Source organism: Mycobacterium sp. E1747 (genome assembly GCF_001667775.1).
GTDB lineage: Bacteria > Actinomycetota > Actinomycetes > Mycobacteriales > Mycobacteriaceae > Mycobacterium.
Genome location: NZ_LZJI01000005.1, coordinates 33341 through 53014, shown reverse-complemented (window position 1 = coordinate 53014; position 19674 = coordinate 33341). Strand labels below are relative to the sequence as shown.

The window sequence follows — 19674 nt, the reverse complement described above, 5'->3', positions numbered from 1 at the left end:
GGCACGGATTCTCTTCGATCGCACGGGTGCATCATCCGTCGGCTCGCCGAGGTGATCACTGGAGGCGTTCTCGGATGAGATGATTCCCGGTCGGCCGGCCGGCCGGCCGGTCCGGTTTGGGGCGGGAAGGCGGATTACAGCAGGCCGAGTTCTCGCGCCCGGCCGACCGCCGTGCTGCGTTGCTCGACGCCGAGCTTGCGGTAGATGGCGCGCTGGTGGGTCTTCACGGTATTGAGCGAGACGTATAGCCGCTCGCCGATTTCACGTCGCGACAACCGGGTTGCGAGCAGGCGAAGAACCTCGAACTCTTTGGGCGTCAGCTCCTCAGTGACCGGGCACCGCTCATGGCGCGACGTCACCGCGACGCCCGCCCTCCGCTCTGCCGGAGCCAGCAGTGTCGAGGCGATGCCGGTGTCCGTGCAATCGCCCACCAGTGTGCCGACCTCCTCGAGGATTGCCCTGGTGGTCTCGCGGTCGCCGAGATGCTCGATGATCTCCGCTTTGATCGACAGCGCCTTGATCACCTCGGGGATTGCTCCTCCTTGGCGCGCGGACATGACGGCCATGTCGGCGGCGGCGAGTGCTGCAGCCGCGTCACCGCGCACCCGGAGGAGTTTGGCCGTGGCGAGAGACACCATCACGTCGACGAGGTGTTCCGGATCCGCCAGGTCCCGGGCGCTGCCAGAGGCCCGGCGGATCTGACGTTCGGCGTCCGCCAGCTGGCCATCTTCGGCTGAAATCAGTGCCAAATGGCCCAACGCGTATGTGCGGACGCGACGATCGCCCACCTTCTCGGCCAGGTGTGCGGCCCGCCGGAAGGCGGCTTGCGCCTCACGGGTGCTGCCAGAGAAGTACAGCGCGGCTCCATATATGCAGTAGGCGCTGGATTGGCCCAGCGGTCCTTCGGCGAGATCGAGGGTGATAGCCCGCCGAGCGGTGTCCAGCGCCGCGCCGACGTCCGCCGTCTTCAGCGAGTGAATCGCGCGCAACACGACGACCTGAGCGCAGACAGCGCTGTCATCCGCGCCGTCGGCCGGCTGTCGGCCTTCAATGGTCCGGATCCACTGGGCCGCGCCGTCGAGTTCACCAACGCTGAGGGCGATCCACGCGCGGGCCACGCTCAGCCTCGGATCCTGTCGAACGGTTTCTTCGGGCAGCAGATCAAGCATGCCCGAGACGGTCGAGACGCCGCCCCCGTTGAATTCGTCGACCCAGTCCGCGGCGATCAGGTCTGCGCTTCGCGCGATATCACCGCCGGCGACCAGGTGGCGGACCGCCTCGTCGATGAGGCCCTCGCTCTCGAACCAGGTTGCGGCTCGTCGGTGCAGATCGGCGACGAGGTCGGGCTCGCTGCGACGCAGTTCGGTGCGCAGCAACTCTCCGAACAGCTGGTGGTAGCGATACCAGTGACGCGAGCTGTCCAGTGGCACCAGAAACAGGTTTTCACGTTCGATCTGCTCCAACACCAATGCTGAGCCAGACGTTTGCAGCAACGCATCGCACAGCGCAGCGCTGAGCCGTCCCAAGATCGACGTGCGTAACAGAAAGCTGCGCAGCTGGAGTGGCTGACCGTCGAGCACCTCGGCCATCAAGTAGTCGACGATATGGCGATTGTCGCCGGCGAACGTCCGGATGAACGCGGCGGCATCAGCGCGACCGGCAAGCGAGAGAGCGGCGAGGTAGAGGCCGGCAGCCCAACCCTCGGTGCGTTGGTGCAACAGTTGAATATCTGCGTGGTCTAAGTCCAGTCCGAGCACGTCATTCATCAGATGGGTCGCCTCGATAGCGCCGAACCGCAAATCGTCGGTGCGGATCTCAGCAAGCTCACCGCTCGCCCTGAGTCGAGCCAACGGCAACGCCGGATCCGATCGGGTGGCCAATACCAAGTGCAGATTCGCCGGCATCCGGCTGATAAAGAACGCAAGCTGTTCATGGACTGCTCGATTTGCCACCAAGTGGTAGTCATCGAGGATGAGCGCCGTCGGGCTTTCGATCGTGTCCAGATCATTCAGCAGCGTAGGCAGAACCACCTGCACTGGGTCGGCGCCCAACGCGAGGAGTTCGACCGCGCGAATCCCCACCCCGGGATTGGTCTTCTGCAGCGCGGCGACCACGTACATCCAAAACCATACTGGGTCGCTGTCAGCGGGATCGAGTGACAGCCAGCCAAATCGCCTGTCCTCACCCGCAGCCAGGGCCCACTGCGCCAGCAATGTCGTCTTGCCCCATCCCGCCGGCGCGCTCAGTAGGGTCAGCTTGCAGCGGCGCCCCGCCGACAGTGCGTCGAGCAAGGCGGTGCGGTGAACGAGCTTGGCCGCAATGGCCGGGACGTGCAGTTTGGTGCCGAGCAGAATCGTGCGGGCGGCGGCGGCTTCTCCGACCCCGTTGTCGCTGTCGTTAGCTGACCCAGTCATGTCCGAACTCCGCGAATGCGTTGAATCCACCAGCCCGGGTGGAAAACTCGGTGTTGATGCCTCCGGAGTGGGCGCTCGCGTCTCGGTATCCCAGTTTGTCCCGGCGGGGGCGGCCAGGCTCGTCGTGACGGGCAGTAGCCGTGAACCCGTTGAGTCAGATGCGTTCCCGGTGATGACCTCTGGCGTGCGTCGCCGGTGGCCGTTTGGGCCGGCGGGCCCTCGTCCCACCACCGGCTCAACGGTTTTCTCGCGAGCCACGCTAATGCTGTGTCCGCTCACCGCAATTTCCCTCTTCTCGCATCGATGCGATGACTCCGTGTCGCGACATGGGGTGACCGAGGTCTCAACATGAAACGCCGTGAGAGCGCCGGGGTGCTCATGGTCGTCGGGTAACCAACACGTATCCACCGACGCCGAATACGACTGGCAACATCATCAGCATCCCCAACACTGTGCTCATCATCGTTTTCTCGATTCCGCTGTGTCGTTTGCTCTCGGCGCCACTTCCTGGTTGAGCGGCCGCGGTCACGGCGTTCCAAGAGTCCACTGACTACGTTGGCAGCGGGGGAGCGCGGTCACCATCGCCCAGCGGGTGATGTTTAGAACCGGGTCGGTGTATTTTTAGTGGCTTCGATATTTGACAGCCCTGTCAATCCGACCGCCGCATGAAGGTGAATCACGCCCGACCCCGTCGGCCTAAGTGTGCGTGCAGACGGACGAAGAACCCCATTCGAGACAGCGATGTTGGGACATCCGAGCAACTCTGTGAGACGAAGGCCTGACGCGATCAAAGTCATTGCTGGGAAATGGTTCTCGTTCTTCAGGGCGATCCGTGCGGCGAACAACTGCGGCGATGCGATCGGCCGGCCGCGGCGGGTCGTGATGTTGGGTACTTTGCATGGTGGTCGGCGGGCTGAGACGCGCTTGCCGCAGCCCCAGCCCGCCGAACGGTCAGCATGAGGATCGCGTAATCCCCGGTGAATCGTGTGCGCAAAGGGGAACCGGACCAACCGGGTCACGACACTCGCTCCTCACCTGCCACGGGTGATGTATTACGCGCCGAAGTGGCATGGCTCATAGGAAAGTCATCGTCTGGCGGCGGGTCTGACGCCGCGCATGCGCCTGCTTCATCGGCCCTGGAATGGTGATAGTCGGCGGCGACGCTGGAGCTGATCGCTTCGGTGACCACCTGCGGGACTTCATGCAAGAGCGTGTGCCCGGCGGCGTGCCGGTGAATGAGAGTCGCCGCCGGGATACCGTCGGCCAACTTGCGGGCATGCCACATCGGCGTGAGCTTGTCCGCTCCTCCGCTGATGATGGTTGTCTTGGCCGTGATGGAGCTCAGGGTCTGAGAGCAGTCGTACTCCCTCAGACCGAGCAGGAAGCCGACTTTGGTCGCCGACGGGGTCGCGTTGACGGCGGCCGCGGACATAGCCACCAACGATTTCGGTGCGGATTCACCGTATCCGCCGTGCCTGGTCAGTGCCGCGCACACCGGACGGGCGAGCAATTGAACAACCTGATCGGTCCCCGCGCGCGGCATGCGGTGTACGAGGTTGTAGATCATGCTTGTCGCCGGGGTGTTCAGCAGCCGACCGAGGCCGTGTGAACCGAGGCTCCCCGCGGCGGTCGCGACGAGAACGAGGCTTTCCGGCTCAACGGGACGCGAGCTGGCTGGCCGGCGTAGATAGGCCAAGGCTGTCATGCCGCCCATCGAGTGTCCCGCCAGGGTGAGAGGGCCTGTAACGCGAAGCGCCACCAGCAGCTCGGCTAGGTCGTCAGCGAGTCGGTCGATCCGGTACGTGTGCATTGGCGCATCGCCGGAGTCGCCGTGGCCGCGATGATCGTAACTGATGATCCGGATGTTGTTGCCCCAGAGGCGAATTAGCTGCGTCATCTGGATATTCCAGGACTCTTTGTTCAGGCAAAAACCATGAAGGAGCACGACCGTATGGCCGGCGGCGTGAGATCCCCAGTCCCGAACGGACAGCGAGACGCCATCGCTCGTGGTAACCGTGCGGTTGCAGGCCAGTGATCGGCGTGTGCCCAGCGTTCGCCTCCGGCCGCGCCGCGTTGCCTGCGTGTGGGACCGTTGCTGCACTCCAAGCGTCGTGTTCAACATTGTCTCGGTCTTTCGCTTGTGTGCTCACCGGCACGGTGTCTGGCCTAGCTGGACTGCCGGGCCGGCGGAGTACGTGATCAGGGTCGACTACTACGGTCGTCGTGCGGCCAGCGCAAAACCATCGCCCGAAGGTTGATGTTTAGGCCCGGATGGATGCAGTACTAGGCGGTCCCGTATTTTGGCGCCGGTCAATCGGAGCCGCGCATCAGCTGCGCCAACTCGCCACGGGAGGCAATTCCCAATTTGGCAAACGCGTTGTGCACGTGTGTCTTCACCGTATGCGGGGAAAGATGCAGTTGCTGCGCGACGGAGCGGTTGGTCGCGCCCTGGGCGATGAGGTTGACTACCGTAAGCTCGGAGTCGGTGAGGCTGTCCCAGCCCCTTTTCGCCCGCGGCTGGGCGACGATGCGCCGTTCCACGCCTAATCGGCGCAACTCGCGGCCGACCCGACGGGCATCTGCAACCGCTTCGCATTGCACAAAGGTGTCGAACGCCTTGTTGAGGCCCTCGATCGCCTCCGCATCGCGTCCGGCGCGCACGAGTTCACCAGCGGCGTCTTCGAGGGCACCGGCGTGGAGAAGCGGACGCCGCGTACTAAGCGCGCCGGCAGCCTCCAAAAGCGCATCGGCGTCACGTTCCAGGATTCCGCGGGCCTGCTGGGCGACCGCCGCGAACAACGCCACACCGGGCCGCTCGCGTTCCAGCACCTCGATGCTCTGCAGCACTCGCGCGCGCAGCCCGGCGTCCCCGGCTGCCGAAGCCACCCGCGCTGTCAGCGTCAGCTGATCGAACACGTTAGGCCACAGCGGTGTGATGACACGCGCGTTCTTGCCCCCGAGCCAGCGCGCCGCGTCGCCAACGTCGCCGCGGTCCCACGCGGCAAGGGCCACCACATAAGCCGCGCCGCCGGACAGCAAGGGCGAGGTGCTGGAATACAGGGCTGTCGACTCAGACACCAAGTCTTGCAATAGCTTTCGGTCGCCTGTTCGCGTCGCGACCTCAGCCAGAACAAGAATGCGCTCAATGTTGACCTCGGTACCGTTGGCCCATTCACGCCGAGGCAGCGCCTCGATGGTGTCGCGCGCCGCGGCCAAGCGACCCGCCGCCGCATGAACCATCCCGCCGAGATGGGTCCAGCCGGGAAGCGCCATCGCGTTGCGTTCGCGACGGGCCTTCTCGGTGCCCTCGGCGACCTGCACGCTGGCCTCCTCCAAGCTGCCCACGCAAACAATCAGGCCTGCGCGCCGCTTGGCGGCATATATGCCGCCAAGCGTTGCCTTGCCCCCGCGCGTCAGTACATCGACCTCGTCCATGCGCCGAAGTGCGCGCACCGCATAACCGTCCTGGTAGTCGTTCAGGGCAAGCGCGGTAGCGCTGACGATCCGGGCTTCCACATCACCGGTCGCGGCGGCTTCGGCCGCGGCCGCTTCCGCGGCCGAAGCGTCCGCATGCAGGCCGTTGACCACCTCGAAGTAGGCCACCCATGCCTGATGGCGCGCCCTGATGATGTCGTTGATGCCGACCAACTGCAGCGCGCGACGTAACTCGGCAATGCGTTGCGCCGGATCCTCGGTGCCCGCGGCGATGCCCAGCCGAATCTCGGCTTCGTCGTCTTGGGACAGCTGCGTTGCGAGCGCGCTGTCGGCAAGCGCCTGAGCCTCGTCATAACGGGCCGCTCGATTCAGTAACTCCACCGTTTCGGCGACCAGTGGGCCGCGCTCAGCGTCGTTGGCGGGCAGTAGCTCTAGTGCGCGCTTGCTCAAGTCCGCGGCCCCGCTGGCATCGCCGCGGCCGACCGATTGGGCGGCTAGGCGCAGGGCGTCGATCGCCTCGCGGTCTCCGGGTTCGGCGCTGCGTGCCAGCTGGGTGGCGACCTCGGCGGGGGCCGCGCCCATCCCGAGCATGACCGAGGCGGCTTGGCGCTCCATGGCCCGCCGCAGGGACTGCGGCAACGACTGGCGGGTGGCCTCGCGCAGCAATTCGTGCCGAAACCTCAACCGCTCGCCGTCTTCGATGAAAAGATCCGCGCGCACCGCCTCCTCGAGCGCCGACAGCAACGAGGCGGGTGAGCGTTCCAGCATCGCGGCCAGCAAGCCAGCCGAGAACCGGTCGGGCAGCACCGCGGCCACCCGCACCACTTCCGAGGCGCCGTTGGAGAGCAGGTCAAGTCGCTGCTGCATACCGGCGCCCAGCCGCCGCGGCAACCCCTGTCCGGTGACCATCGCGCGCCCGCCGGAGAGATTGAGCCTGCCCTCCTCGCCGAGCCCCCCGACAAGCTCGCTGACCAAAAACGGGTTCCCGTGCGCCTTGGCGGCCAGATTCAGCAGCGACGCATCCGCCCGCGCCCGCACCGCGTCTTGAACCATGTCGGCGACCGCATCCGGCGTCATGGCCCCTAATCGCAAGAATGTGGCATTCGCGCGTTGCAGCACCGACAACGTCTGCTGCACCGCCGGCCGACTGGCCCCGGTGCGGGCCGTCAATACCCACAACACAGCGACCTCGGGCCGCATCGCGGCCAGCGACCGCAGCGCCAACAGAGTGGCGCTGTCGGCCCAGTGAATGTCCTCCAGGACGATGACCAGCGGCGTTTTCGCGGCCGCCGCATGAATGGCTTCGGCCAAATCGTGGACCACCCAGTAGCGGAGATCCGCCGAGGTGCCCAAGCGACGCAACGCCTCCGCATCACCGACCGGGGGCTCCGCGCGCAGGGTTGCCATGAACAGCGAGAAAAACGGCACCGTCTGCTGATATTCGAACGCCTCACCGAACAGTGCCCGAACACCGGCCTTCTCGGCAAGCAACAAGACCTCGGTGAGCAACCGGCTCTTGCCGATGCCCGGTGGGCCCTCGATGACGAGCACACCCCCGCGCCCCCGGGTCACCGCATTGACCCGCGCGCCAACCGTTTTCAGCTCGTCTGCCCGCCCTCGAATCGGCGGGGTGATCAAGCGTTGGCCGCCGACATCAAATAGGCCGGTTGAAGACCCCACGGGAATCCCTGTCTTCCATCTACCGGACTGCCACTGCAGTGCACACCATTCTAGGTGTGCACGTCACCCAGGGTCGCGCATGAGCTTCGCCAGTTGGGAACGGGAAGTGATGCCCAACTTGGCGAAAGCGTTGTGTACGTGGGTTTTCACGGTGTGGGGGGAGAGATGTAGCTGCGTGGCGACGTCGCGGTTGGTCGCGCCCTGTGCGATGAGGTTGATGATCTTGAGTTCGGAATCGGTGAGGCTGTCCCAGCCGGTTTTTGACCGCGGGTGAGCCACGATGCGCCGTTCCACGCCTAATCGGCGCAATGTGCGGCCGACCCGGCGGGCATCGGCAATCGCCTCACACTCGATGTAGGTGTCGAACGCCGCGTTCAGTTGGTCGATCGCCTCGGCGTCGCGCCGTGCGCGAGCCAGCTCGCCGCCGGCGTCCTCGGCAGCACTGGCGTACAGCAGCGGCCGCGGAAACCCGCGAAGCGACTCCGCAACGGCCACCAAGGTTTGGGCATCGTGTTCGAGGATGCCACGGGCATAGGCGGCCACCGCCGCGAACAGCGGCAGCGCGGGCCGTTCACGTTCCAGCACTTCGGTGGCCTGCAGAACCCGCGCGCGCAAGCCGGCGTCACCGGCGGCCGAGGCCACCTTCGCACCCAGGACCAACCGAACCAACGCATGGGGAAAAAACGGCGTCGCCAGCAGGATGACGTCGCCGAGCCAGCGCATTGCGTCATGAACATCGTCCCGCTGCCACGCCGCCCGCGCGAGCACATACGCCGACCCTCGACGTATGCCGGCGGAGCCCGTGGAGTGGGCGGCACGGGCGTCATTTACCATCTGCTGCAGTAAGTTTCGGTCATCGGTGTGTGCCGCCACCTCGGCGAGGATCACCATGCGAAGTACGTCGTGCTCGGTTGCCCCCGTCGGCTGGGGCGGCGGAAGGCGCTCCGTCGCATCGCGAGCGGCTGACAGCCGGCCCGCGGCGAGGTGGACAAGCCCGCTAAAGACGGCCCACATGGCGAGAGCCATCGCGTTGCCTTCCCGGCGGGCTTGCTCTGTTCCGTCGGCGATGCGGGCCGTCGCGTCGTCCAACCGGCCGACGACTGCCAGGAGGTTTGCGTTGTACATCCCGGCATAGGCATGCGCCAACGCTGTTTCATTCGTGTAAGCAAGCGGGCGGAGCTCTTCGAAACGGCGTAGTGCGCGGGACGCGTACCCCTCACCAGCATCGAGCAAAGCGTGGGTGAGGCCGGCCATGATCGTGGCCTCGATATCACCGGTGACTTTCGCGGCTGCGGCCGCCTCGTCGGCGGCCGCGCGCCGTTGGCCGCCTTCGTCGAATATCAGGTTGTACGCCAGCCAGGCCAGATGCCGGACCCGGGTAACCTCGCTGATGCCGCTCAACTCAAGCGCCCGTCGATTCTCTTCCACCCGCCGCTGGTCGGTGTGCTTGGTGTGCACCGGGAGCCGCAGACGGATCTCGGCCTCTACTTCCGGCGATGCCGCCTCCGCGAGCGCCGAGTCGGCCAATTCTTCGGCCTCGCCGTAGCGGCTGGCCCGGTTGAGCCACCCCACCGTTTCCGCGACCAGCGATCCATATTCGGTGTCGCCGGCGGGCAGTAGTTGCAGTGCGCGCTTGCTCAAGTCCGCGGCCGCGCTGGCATCGCCGCGGCCAACCGCTTGCGCGGCCTGGCGCAGTGCGTCAATCGCCTCTCGATCTCCCGGCTCGGCGCTGCGCGCCAGCTGGGTAGCCACCTCGGCCGGGGCGGCCCCCAGGCCAAGCATGGCCGATGCCGACTGACGCTCCATCGCCCGCCGCAAGGACTGCGGCAACGACTGCCGGGTGGCCTCGCGCAGCAGGTCGTGCCGAAACCTGAGGCGCTCACCGTCTTCGACCAATAAATCCGAGCGCACCGCCTCCTCCAGCGCCGAGAGCAACGACGTCGGTGGCCGGTCTAGCATCGCTGCCAAGAGCTCGGCCGAGAACCGGTCCGGCAGGACCGCCGCCACCCGCACCACCTCCGACGCACTACCGGAGAGCAGATCCAGTCGCTGCTGCATGCCGACTCCCAGACGGCGAGGCAGCCCGTGTCCGGTGGCCACCGCTCGGCCGCCCCTGACGTTCAGTCGGTTCTCCTCATCCAGGCCGCCGACAAGCTCGCTGACCAAGAACGGGTTCCCATGCGCCTTGGCGGCCAGATTCAGCAGTGACACATCGGCTTCCGCACGCACTGCGTCTCGGACCATGTCGGCGACCGCATCAGGTGTCATGGCCCCCACTCGCAGAAATGTGGCATCCGCGCGTTGCAGCACTGACAACGTCTCTTGCACCGCAAAGCCGCCCGCCCCGGTGCGGGCAGTCAATACCCACAACACCGACGCATCCGGCCGCGCGGTGGCGAGCGACCGGAGCGCCAACAGCGTCCCGTTGTCGGCCCAGTGGATGTCCTCCAACAGAATCGCCAGCGGGGTCCGAGCGGCCGCGGCATTAATCGCGTCGGCCAAATCGTGCACCACCCAATACCGCAGATCGGCCGAGCCACCTAGCTGGCGCAACGCCTCTGCGTCTCCGACCGGGGGATCGGCGTTGAGGGTGGCCATGAACAGCGAGAAAAACGGCACCGTCTGCTGGTATTCGAACGCCTCCCCGAACAGCGCGCGCACGCCCCACTTCTCGGCCAGCACTAACACCTCGGTCAGCAACCGACTCTTTCCGATGCCGGGTGGCCCTTCGATGACCAGCACGCCGCCGCGGCCCTGCGCCACCGCGGTAACCAGTGCGCCGATCTTTTTCAGCTCGTCCGCCCGTCCTCGAATCGGAGGTGTGACCAGGCGTTGGCCGCCGGTGTCGGATAGGCCGGCTGGAGGCCCCATCGGGTGTCCTGTCTAGCGTTTGATTACCGGACTGCCATTGCAGTGCACGTCATTGTAGGCCGTGCACGGCATCAACGAGATTTGCTGTCGATCAATCGGCGCTGCGCATGCGCTGGCTCAGTTGGGCTCGGGAAGTGATCCCCAGCTTGGCAAAGGCATTGTGCACGTGTGTCTTCACGGTGTGCGGGGAGAGATGCAATTGCTGCGCGACTGAGCGGTTGGTCGCGCCCTGTGCGATGAGGTTGATGACCCTGAGTTCGGAATCGGTGAGGCTGTCCCAGCCCGTTGCCGCCCTCGGGTGCGTGACGATGCGGCGCTCCACCCCTAGTCGGCGCAACATCCGGCCGACCCGGCGGGCATCGGCAACCGCTTCGCACGCGACGTAAGTGTCGAAAGCCGCGTTCAGGTGGTCGATGGCCTCAAGGTCGCGCTCTGCGCGACTCAGCTCGGCGCCGGCATCCTCGGCAGCGCCGGCGTAAAGAAGCGGCCGCGCCGACGAGTGAAGCAACTCCGCGGCAGCCACCAATGCTGTGGCGTCACGCCCTAGTATGCCGCGGGCATATCCGGCAACCCCTGAAAACAGCTGGACCGTGGGCTGCTCGCACTCCAGCACCTCGGTGGCCTGCAGGACCCGTGCGCGCAAGCCGGCGTCGCCGGCGGCCGAGGCCACCCGCGCACTCAAGATCAGCCGATCGAAGGCATAGACCTGTAGTGGTGTTCCGAGCAGGGCGATGTCGCCGCCGAGCCAGCGCACCGCTTCATGGACGTCGTCGCGCTGCCAGGCCGCCAGTGCGAGCACATACGCCGCTCCTCGACGGATCGCAGGTGAGCCGGTGAAGTAAGCTTTTTGTGCGTCATTGGCCATCTGCTGCAACACGTTTCGGTCATCCGTGTGCACACCCACCGAGGCCATCACCACGATGCGGAGCAGGTCCGGCTCGCTCACGCCCGTCGGCTGTGGGGGCGGCAGGGACTCAGCCGCATCGCGTGCGGCCGACAGCCGGCCCGCAGCGAGGTGAACGATCGCACCAATGACAGTCCACATATTGAGGACCATCGCGTTGCCTTCTCGGCGGGCCTGCCCAATGCCGTCGGCAATCCGGCCCGCCGCGTCGTCCAACCGCCCGAACACTGCCAGCAGGATGGCGTAGTACATCGCCGCATAGTGATGCGCCAAGGCCGCATCATTCGTGTAGCCGAGAGAATGAAGCTGTTCGAGGCGGCCTAGAGCGCGGACCCTGTGCCCTTCGCCAATGTCGAGCAAAGCGAGGGTGACCTCGGCCATGATTGTGGCCTCGAGATCACCGGTGGCCGTCGCGGCGGCGGCAGCCTCGTCGGCTGCGGCGCGCTGTTGCCCTCTCTTGTCCTGCAGCACAAGGTTGTAGGCCAGCCACGCCAGATGCCGTGTACGGGTGAGCTCGCTGATGTCGCCCAACTCGAGCGCTCTGCGATTTTCCTCCGCCCGCCGTTGGGTGCTGTGTTTGGTGTGCGCCGGGAGCCGGAGGCGGATCTCGGCCTCAACTTCGGGCGAGACCGCCTCCGAGAGCGCCACGACGGCCATTTCTTCGGCCTCGCCATGGCGGCCGGCCCGGTTGAGCCATTCCACCGTTTCCGCGACCAGGGATCCACGCTCAGCGTCTTCGGCCGGCAACAGCTCCAGCGCGCGCTTGGTCAAGTCCGCGGCCGCGCTCGCGTCGCTGCGGCCGACCGATTGCGCGGCTTGCCGTAATGCCTCGATCGCCTCTCGATCTCCGGGTTCGGCGCTGCGTGCCAGCTGGGTGGCCACCTCGATTGGGGCCGCGCCGATACTCAGCATGACCGACGCCGACTGGCGTTCCATCGCCCGCCGCAGCGATTGCGGCAATGACTGGCGAGTGGCCTCGCGCAACAAGTCGTGCCTAAACCTCAGCTGCTCACCGTCTTCGACGAACAGATCCGCGCGGACCGCCTCCTCCAGCGCCGAGAGCAATGAGACCGGCTGACGGTCCAGCATCGCGGCCAGCAGGCCTGCCGAAAAGCGGTCCGGCAGCACTCCGGCGACCCGCACCACCTCCGAAGCAGTGTCGGAGAGCAGGTCGAGTCGCTGCTGCATACCCACGCCCAACCGTCGCGGCAGCGCATTTCCGGTGGCCATGACTCGCCCCCCGGTTGCGTCCAGTCGATCTTCCTCGGCCAGGCCATGCACAAGCTCGCTGACCAGGAACGGATTTCCGTGCGCCTTGGCAGCTAGATTCAATAGGGACTCATCCGCCGGCGCCCGTACCGCGTCGCAGACCATTTCGGCGACCGAGTCCGGCGTCATGGCCCCCAATCGCAAAAATGTGGCATTCGCGCGTTGCAGCACCGACAGCGTTTCTTGCACCGCCGGCCCGCCGGCGCCGGTCCGGGCGGTAAGCACCCACAGCACCGGGGCATCGGGCCGCGTAGCGGCCAGCGACCGCAACGCCAGCAAGGTCGCGTTATCGGCCCAGTGGACGTCCTCGAGAACTATCGCCAACGGTGTTCGGGACGCGGCGGCGTATATGGCGGCCTGCAGGTCGCGCACCACCCAGTAGCTGAGATCGGCCGACGTTCCCAGGCGGCGCAACGCCTCCGCATCACCGACAGGAGGATCCGCACGCAGGGTCGCCATGAACAGTGAGAAAAATGGCACCGCCTGCTGGTACTCGAAAGCCTCGCCGAACAGCGCCCGAACACCGGCCTTTTCGGCCAACGCCAAAACCTCGGTCAACAATCGGCTCTTCCCGATGCCAGGCGGCCCCTCGATCACTAGCACGCCGCCGCGCCCCTGAGTGACCGCGGCGATCAGCTCGGCGATCTCCTTCAGCTCGTCCGCCCGCCCCCGAATCGGCGGTATGCGGAGCTTCCCCGATGGCCTTGCGATGTTCACGCGAACCGGCGCCCCCCGACGTGCAGTAGGCGGGCTGTAGGCCTCTCAGTCGTGTCGTCCACAGATTCTCGCAACCGCTAGCGCTGGTAGTTAGTGTATGCGAGTAGCCGGGACACCGATCGGGCCGTACGTGCCCACCCTCGATGCTGTGCGCTCAGCGACGCCGACACCCACGCGAATCCGCACCGCGAATGGCGATTTGCCCAGCGTGCGCGTTCGGGGAGCCTAGTCATTTCCTCACCCGGGTGATTGACGCCGCGGGGTGAAGACAGCTCACCCGCAGGGCGCCCAAGCTTGACTCCGGCAGGACCTACGCCCCAATGGCCGGGCGAATGCCAGACACGCAGCACGCCCCAGCAGTAGGTGATTCGGGAAAGGACTAAGCGATGTGCGCTGAGTCAGCCGGCAACAACATCGGATTGGGCGGCGGACCCGGCTCGGCGACCTACACCTCGGCATGAGGCAAATCCTGCGGTTCGCCAGCGTGCTCCTGACATCGTGGGGGATCGGACTACTGGTTGCGGCGTGGATTGTTCCCGGAGTCGTGGTCTCGATACCGGGATATGTCGTCGGAGTGCTGGCGTTCACCATAATGCAAGCAAGCCTGTCCTTTTCGATCATGCAGATGTCACGCGAGTACGCGTCATTGCTGCTTGGAGGCGCGGGCTTGGCATTGACGATCGTCGCGTTGACCCTCGCTTCGCAATTGACGCACGGGCTCACCATCGATGGCGCGCCATCCTGGCTGGCGACGACGGTGGTGGTGTGGCTCGTGACCACCATTGGGGCGATTACGCTGCCCGAGCTGCGCAACCGGGCCGGGGCAGGCTCGACCTGAATCGCGCATCCAAGCGGTCGCACGCCCCGGTGGTCCGCATAGAGGTCGGGCATTTCGTGCGGGTCCGCCATGGATGGATTGTTGGTCACCGGCGAGACGACGAAGGGGAGTGCTAATGGGAGACACGCATGATGATCCGACGGATCACTGCCGCACCACGCAACCCCACGCGGGTATCGCCGTGAAGGACAACTTCTTCTGGCCGGGTTTGGTTCTGCTGGCCGTGGCCACGTGCGGGCTGATCAGCTCGGCAGCAGAAGCCGCCTATGGGCGCTACGAATGGCTCTGCACCTCGGTGCTCGTCGCCGTTCTCGCCACCGTCGCCGCGACGCTGTGGCTCACCATAGAGCTTCGTCGCGTCACGCGCATCGATGCGCGGTGGGACGCTGCGCACACAGGGAGTCGTAGACCTCCGCCCATACGCTGATCACCACTTGCGAGCATCCCGGCGACATTGACGGGCAGGGGCGTCCTATCCCGCCGTCATTGTGTCATGTTGCGCAACAACACAAATAGCTCGTCCCTGTCTTGGGTCAAGAAGTTCGCGTGCGCTCGTGACACGAGCAGCACTCATCAAATCGCCCGGGTGAATGAGCCGACCGGGTGATGACCGCTCGTCCCGGGTCGATAAATGCTCGCATGACAGATCGCGAGCGGACGTACGTGGAATCGGCCAAATGCCGACCCCAAGGGCCGCATCAGCGAGCAGCGGGTCGCGATGACGGGACGCGCTGCTGCGTGATCGCGCGGAACTCCATAGCCACGAATTGGAGAAGACCAGATGAAGCGCCGCCCATCCCAACGATCACCTGCCGAATACGGCCCGGGTACCGGCCGGTCATCGCGGCTGCTGCAACGAATCTGGGACGCCGCCGCCCTTGCCCGACGGTGGGCGCACCGGAGCGGAGATGACGCGGTGGACGCCGCCCTCGGAATCGAGCAGCAGCTGAACACGTTGCGGCCCATTTGTACTGCCCAGGGGCTGTCGAGCGGCGAAACATGCGGCGCGCCCGCAGTAGCGGTCGCCGAGATACATGCTGTCGACGGATGTGACCAGGTGGGGCTAAACACGGACGGCGACCTCGTTGAGGTGCTGTGTGAGGTCTGCTTGGAGATGGTCCGATGGGCGATGGCGACCTAGTGGACGACAAACGAGAGATGGCTTCCCGACGAGGCGCCAGCCCGGTGTGTGCGACCTGCGGACGTCCCACTGGATACCTGCGCAGCATCCTCGCTGTGCGTCCGATCGGGGCGGAGTGGCTGGCGTTGTGAATCGCCTGCGCAACGCTTTCCTGTTCGTTGCTGTGGTCTCCGGTGACTACGCCGTTCTCACGTTGATCGACGGTCAGCCAATCGATTTCGGTGTCACCGCCGCGGGCTGCGCGGGAGCCGTGGCCACGGCGAGGTTGATCGCCCTCGCCGACAGCCGGCGCCGCCGAGCGGTGGCGCGAGGACGCACGGCCGGCTGGCTGCACCGTGGCTAGCGGCTCAGGAGTGGCGCCGACAGGCATGGCCCGTCATGCCGGGGCACACACAACAACGTGCACGACCAGATTCGCTGAGTGCCGGGCGCGCCAGGAATCGGCTCCGGCCCGTGCTTCAGGTCCGGCCGTTGGCAGCCGTTCACAGACGCCGGCCATGGCGTCTCCGCGCTCACCCGGGTGAATCGGCCCGCCGGGTGATGACGACTCACCCACCGTCAGTGAAGCCTTAGGCAGGAGCTGACGAGCGGAGGCTAAGTGCGGTCGACGATGTATCGAATCTGCATTCGAGGCCGCCTGACGGAGCGCCTCGGGTCCGCTTTAGAAGGGATGCGCCTCCAGTCCGGTGTGCACGAAAGCATGTTCACAGGTGAAATCCGCGACCAATCACAGCTTTACGGGCTTCTCGACCGGGTCCGTGATCTCGGCCTTGAGCTCGTCAGCGTACAGCCCGAGCCCGGGGCTTCCCCGACAACCAAAACCCGTACCGGCAAGCGCGTCACTGGCAACACGATCTTGCGTGTAGCGAAAGACGAAAAAGGGAGGCAGCCAAGATGTTTCTGAAAGCAGCACTTGCCGCGCTGACAATCGCTATGACGCTCGCACCCGGGGCCCAGGCCGAGCCGGATCCGGAGAACTTGGATCAAAAACCGGTTGTCCGAACAGTTTTCAACCAACCTACCAATGTCCCGGGCAAATCACTGCAAGCAGTGACCGTCAGCTACCCGCCCGGAGCCAAAAGCGGAGCGCACCACCACGCGAAATCGGCGTTCATCATGGCCTACGTCATCTCCGGGGCGATCCGCAGCCAAGTCGAGGGCGAGCCTGCTCGCGTCTATCACGCCGGTGAGACGTGGCGTGAAGCTCCCGGCGCGCACCACACCATCAGTGAAAACGCCAGTGCCACCGAACCCGCCGAATTGCTAGCAGTTTTCCTGTTAGACACCGGAGACGGACCGCTCACGACCGACGACAACGCAGAATGAGCTTGCCGGGGCGAACCGCCATGAAACCGTTTGGAATGATCCGCTCTTGGCCAATCATGCCCATACATGATCCGATTCGCATTGTCCGAATCGCGCTACGCTTTTCGCTGGCAACGGCCTTCCTGTCGGCCGTAGCCGATCGATTCGGTTGGTGGAAGCCGTTCGGGCAGGGTAGCTGGGGGAGCATGGGCCCCTTCGCCGACTACACCCACCAACTTGTTCCGTTTGCTTCTGGTCGTTTACTGACCGTCATTGTGTGGGCTGCCACCGTAACCGAGGCGACGCTGGGACTCTTGCTCCTGACCGGGTGGCGACCGAAGCTTGTCGGTGCAGCGACTTCTTTGGTACTCACCATATTTGGCATCGCGATGGCTGCATCGCTCGGCGTGGAAGCGCCGCTTAGCTACAGTGTCTTCTCCGCGGCCAGCGCCGCAGCGGCTTACGCGGTCCTCGGCACGTTGAGCCGGTTTGGGAGTGCGTGCCCCGACGCGAGCCACCTCCGTCAGACGGGCGAATCAGCGAAACGCGACCGGACGTACCCATCTTCGGAAATGAGGCGAGATGAAGGCTAGTAAGCAATTTGACGTGATCGTCATAGGCGGCGGGGTGGGCGGTGTGGCCGCCGTGCGGAAGCTGGCTTCGGTTGGCCTTTCGGTAGCCCTCGTCGAGGATCGCCTCGTCGGCGGCGAGTGTCATTACTGGGGCTGCAACCCGAGCAAAACCCTACTTCGCCCAATCGAGGTGTTCAACCTCGCGAAGTCGGTTCCTGGTGTGCGAGAAGCTTTCTCGGGAACGAAATTAGATCTTACGGCCGTCTTCGCGAAACGAGACGAACTCATCGAGCACCTCTCGGACCAAGAGCGGACGGCATCATTGCAGCAAGCTGGTGTAGCAGTGTTTCACGGGTTCGGCCGGTTGAGCGGCGAACGAACGGTGCGCGTGGCCTACGCCCTCGGAGATACCACCGAAGTCGTCTTGACTGCACGCCACGCGGTCGTGCTGGCCACTGGCACGCGTCCCTACGTGCCGGGGATACCTGGTCTGGCGCAAGTGCGTGCGTGGACCAATCGGGAGTTGACGACCATGACACGGGTGCCACCACGCGCTCTGGTGGTGGGTGGCGGCCCCGTCGCCGTCGAGTTCGCGACCATCCTGAGCGGGTTGGGGTCATCGGTAACGCTTGTGGTGCGCGAGGACACGCTGCTGTGCAACTGCGAACCCGAAGCTCGCGATCTGGTCGCGCAGTCACTGCGCAGCAGTGGCGTCAACATTCATTTGGAGACACAGTTGTCGGCGGTGGCCCGACCCGTGGCGGGCGGACCCGTCACCGCGACTTTCAACGGCCGCACCATCGAGATAGACGAGGTCGTCCTGGCCGCCGGACGACGCAACAACACCGACGGCATCGGACTGGAAACCATCGGCCTGACGGGCGGCGAAGGCGTTTGCGTCAACGACCATCTCCAGGCGGTCGGTGTCACGGGCGACTGGCTATACGCTCTCGGAGATACCACTGGGCGTGCGCGGTTGTCTCACATCTCCACCTACCACGGACGTCTCGTGGCCGAAATCATCGTCGCGCGGGCCGCGGGACGGGAGCTGGCCGACAACGAATTGGCCGCCCGTGATGCCGGCAGCCTGGCGCAGGTTATCCACACTGACCCTCAGGTCGCCTGGGTGGGCCGCACCGAAGGTCAAGCCCGGGCAGAAGGGTTCGCGGTACGGACGCGAACGGCCCGCTACCCCGGCGCCGTGTCATTCCTCGCCTTATACCGTGATGGCTTTCAAGGCTGGGCGAAACTGGTCATCAACGACGAGACCAACACACTGCTCGGAGCGACATTTGTCGGCCCACAATTCTCCGAACTGGTCCAAGCGGCCACGCTGGCCGTCGTCGCGAAAATCCCGGTCACTCTCCTGCGCCATGCGGTCGCGCCGCATCCGACGGTCAATCAGGTTTGGGATCCGCTACTCGCGGAAGAGTCGGAACTTGCGGCGTTGCTGAGCACCGCGGCGCAGAAAGCGCAGAAAACCGCTTAGGCGCATCAACCCGTCAATCTCGGTGTTCGAGAGGAACCACGATGACCTACAACTGGCCGGTCGTCTGACCGTGACCATGCTGGTAGCGGGGGTCCGCACCCCCGGCGGCAATGTGGAGACGTTCGAAGTGGCCGACCCGCGACCTTTGGCGTCCGACGAGGTTCTGATCGCAACCCGTGGCGCCGGGGTTGGGAACTGGGACAACATCGTTCGCTACGGCGGTTGGGACGTCGGCAGGCCTCCCCCGCTGGCGCTCGGCGTCGAGGCCGCCGGCGTCATCGAGGCCGTCGGTGACAATCGCCAGAGCGGATTCAGCGTGGGCGATGCAGTGCTGTGTCACCCCGTGCCGCTGCGCGATCAAGGCACTTGGGCGCCGCTTCTGATCGCGCCGGTGGGCTCGCTCGCCCGCAAACCGCGCGAGATTCCGTGGGGGACCGCAGCGATCTTTCCGGTGCCGGCGTTGACCGCTGACCAGGTGGTCGGCGAGGCATTGGGCCTGCACCGCGGAGAAACGTTGCTCGTTCATGGCGCGGGCGGAATCACCGGCGGCCTCATCGTCCAGCTGGCGGCCATGCGCGGGGTCGACGTGCTCGCCACCGCCGGCCCGAGCAGCGCCAACCGCGTCCGCCGGCATGGCGCCCGCGAAGTGCTCGATTATCGCGATCCGCTGTGGCCACAGCACGCGAAGGCGTTGGCGAAGGACTCGATCGACGCCGTCGCCAACGCCGCCCCCGGCGGTGCTGCTGCGGCGATGACCGCGCTTGCCGGCGGCGGCCGGCTGGCGACCATCACCCCCGACCTACCCGCATCGACCCGCGGGATCGGCGTGACGGCGGTTTACGTCCGCTCGGATGGGCCCCAACTCGACCGCCTCACCGCGCTTCTCGCGTCGGGCAGGTTGACCATGCCCACCCCGCGGTCTTGCGGCCTGGATCAGGCCGCCGCCGCCTTGGCGCATGTTGTGGCGGGCCACGAGCCCAGCGGAGTCGTCCTCACGACAGACAACCCCGGAAGCTAACCGAAAATCGCACAGCAACAA

Annotated in this window: 13 protein-coding genes; 8 read left to right on the top strand and 5 right to left on the bottom strand. The window is 65.6% G+C overall.

What is annotated here, in order from left to right:
• Positions 1 to 134: 134 nt before the first annotated feature.
• The 5 genes from A5695_RS00775 to A5695_RS00755 form a co-directional block, all read right to left on the bottom strand.
• On the bottom strand, positions 135 to 2414 hold the full coding sequence (locus A5695_RS00775; protein WP_068077084.1) for a LuxR C-terminal-related transcriptional regulator: 2280 nt from the start codon (positions 2412 to 2414) through the stop codon (positions 135 to 137).
• 1015 nt (positions 2415 to 3429) lie between these two features.
• Positions 3430 to 4536, bottom strand: coding sequence for an alpha/beta fold hydrolase (locus tag A5695_RS00770; protein WP_082945763.1), 1107 nt, complete (start codon positions 4534 to 4536; stop codon positions 3430 to 3432).
• 188 nt (positions 4537 to 4724) lie between these two features.
• A complete protein-coding gene (locus A5695_RS00765; RefSeq protein WP_156749378.1) occupies positions 4725 to 7529 on the bottom strand; it encodes an AAA family ATPase in 2805 nt (934 codons plus the stop codon).
• Positions 7530 to 7592: 63 nt separating this feature from the next.
• A complete protein-coding gene (locus tag A5695_RS00760) occupies positions 7593 to 10400 on the bottom strand; it encodes a LuxR family transcriptional regulator (RefSeq protein WP_068077078.1) in 2808 nt (935 codons plus the stop codon).
• Between the two features lie 91 nt (positions 10401 to 10491).
• Positions 10492 to 13290 carry a LuxR family transcriptional regulator gene (locus A5695_RS00755; protein WP_068077070.1) on the bottom strand — a complete coding sequence of 933 codons (2799 nt, stop codon included), beginning with the start codon at positions 13288 to 13290 and terminating at the stop codon, positions 10492 to 10494.
• 457 nt (positions 13291 to 13747) lie between these two features.
• Between A5695_RS00755 and A5695_RS00750 the strand changes: the two genes are divergently transcribed.
• The 8 genes from A5695_RS00750 (at position 13748) to A5695_RS00710 (ending at position 19653) form a co-directional block, all read left to right on the top strand.
• Positions 13748 to 14128: a phage holin family protein gene (locus A5695_RS00750; RefSeq protein ID WP_067824197.1), complete on the top strand. Its 381-nt coding sequence runs from the start codon at positions 13748 to 13750 to the stop codon at positions 14126 to 14128.
• Positions 14129 to 14243: 115 nt separating this feature from the next.
• Positions 14244 to 14555 carry a protein UsfY gene (usfY, locus tag A5695_RS00745; protein ID WP_067275576.1) on the top strand — a complete coding sequence of 104 codons (312 nt, stop codon included), beginning with the start codon at positions 14244 to 14246 and terminating at the stop codon, positions 14553 to 14555.
• A 354-nt stretch (positions 14556 to 14909) separates the two neighbouring features.
• Complete coding sequence (locus A5695_RS00740) at positions 14910 to 15269, top strand: phosphoenolpyruvate carboxylase (RefSeq protein WP_231974672.1); 360 nt, start codon at positions 14910 to 14912, stop codon at positions 15267 to 15269.
• Between the two features lie 127 nt (positions 15270 to 15396).
• The gene (locus A5695_RS00735; protein ID WP_068077068.1) at positions 15397 to 15612 is read left to right on the top strand and encodes a hypothetical protein; all 216 of its coding nucleotides are present in this window, start codon (positions 15397 to 15399) and stop codon (positions 15610 to 15612) included.
• A gap of 551 nt (positions 15613 to 16163) precedes the next feature.
• On the top strand, positions 16164 to 16595 hold the full coding sequence (locus A5695_RS00725; protein WP_067275569.1) for a cupin domain-containing protein: 432 nt from the start codon (positions 16164 to 16166) through the stop codon (positions 16593 to 16595).
• A 56-nt stretch (positions 16596 to 16651) separates the two neighbouring features.
• Positions 16652 to 17167 carry a hypothetical protein gene (locus A5695_RS29305; protein ID WP_082945768.1) on the top strand — a complete coding sequence of 172 codons (516 nt, stop codon included), beginning with the start codon at positions 16652 to 16654 and terminating at the stop codon, positions 17165 to 17167.
• Positions 17157 to 18635 carry an NAD(P)/FAD-dependent oxidoreductase gene (locus A5695_RS00715; protein ID WP_068077066.1) on the top strand — a complete coding sequence of 493 codons (1479 nt, stop codon included), beginning with the start codon at positions 17157 to 17159 and terminating at the stop codon, positions 18633 to 18635. The genes A5695_RS29305 and A5695_RS00715 overlap by 11 nt, the downstream gene beginning before the upstream one ends.
• Positions 18636 to 18711: 76 nt before the next feature.
• Positions 18712 to 19653 (top strand): NADP-dependent oxidoreductase, encoded by a 942-nt coding sequence (locus tag A5695_RS00710; RefSeq protein ID WP_231974674.1) that lies wholly within the window; start codon positions 18712 to 18714, stop codon positions 19651 to 19653.
• Positions 19654 to 19674 lie beyond the last annotated feature (21 nt).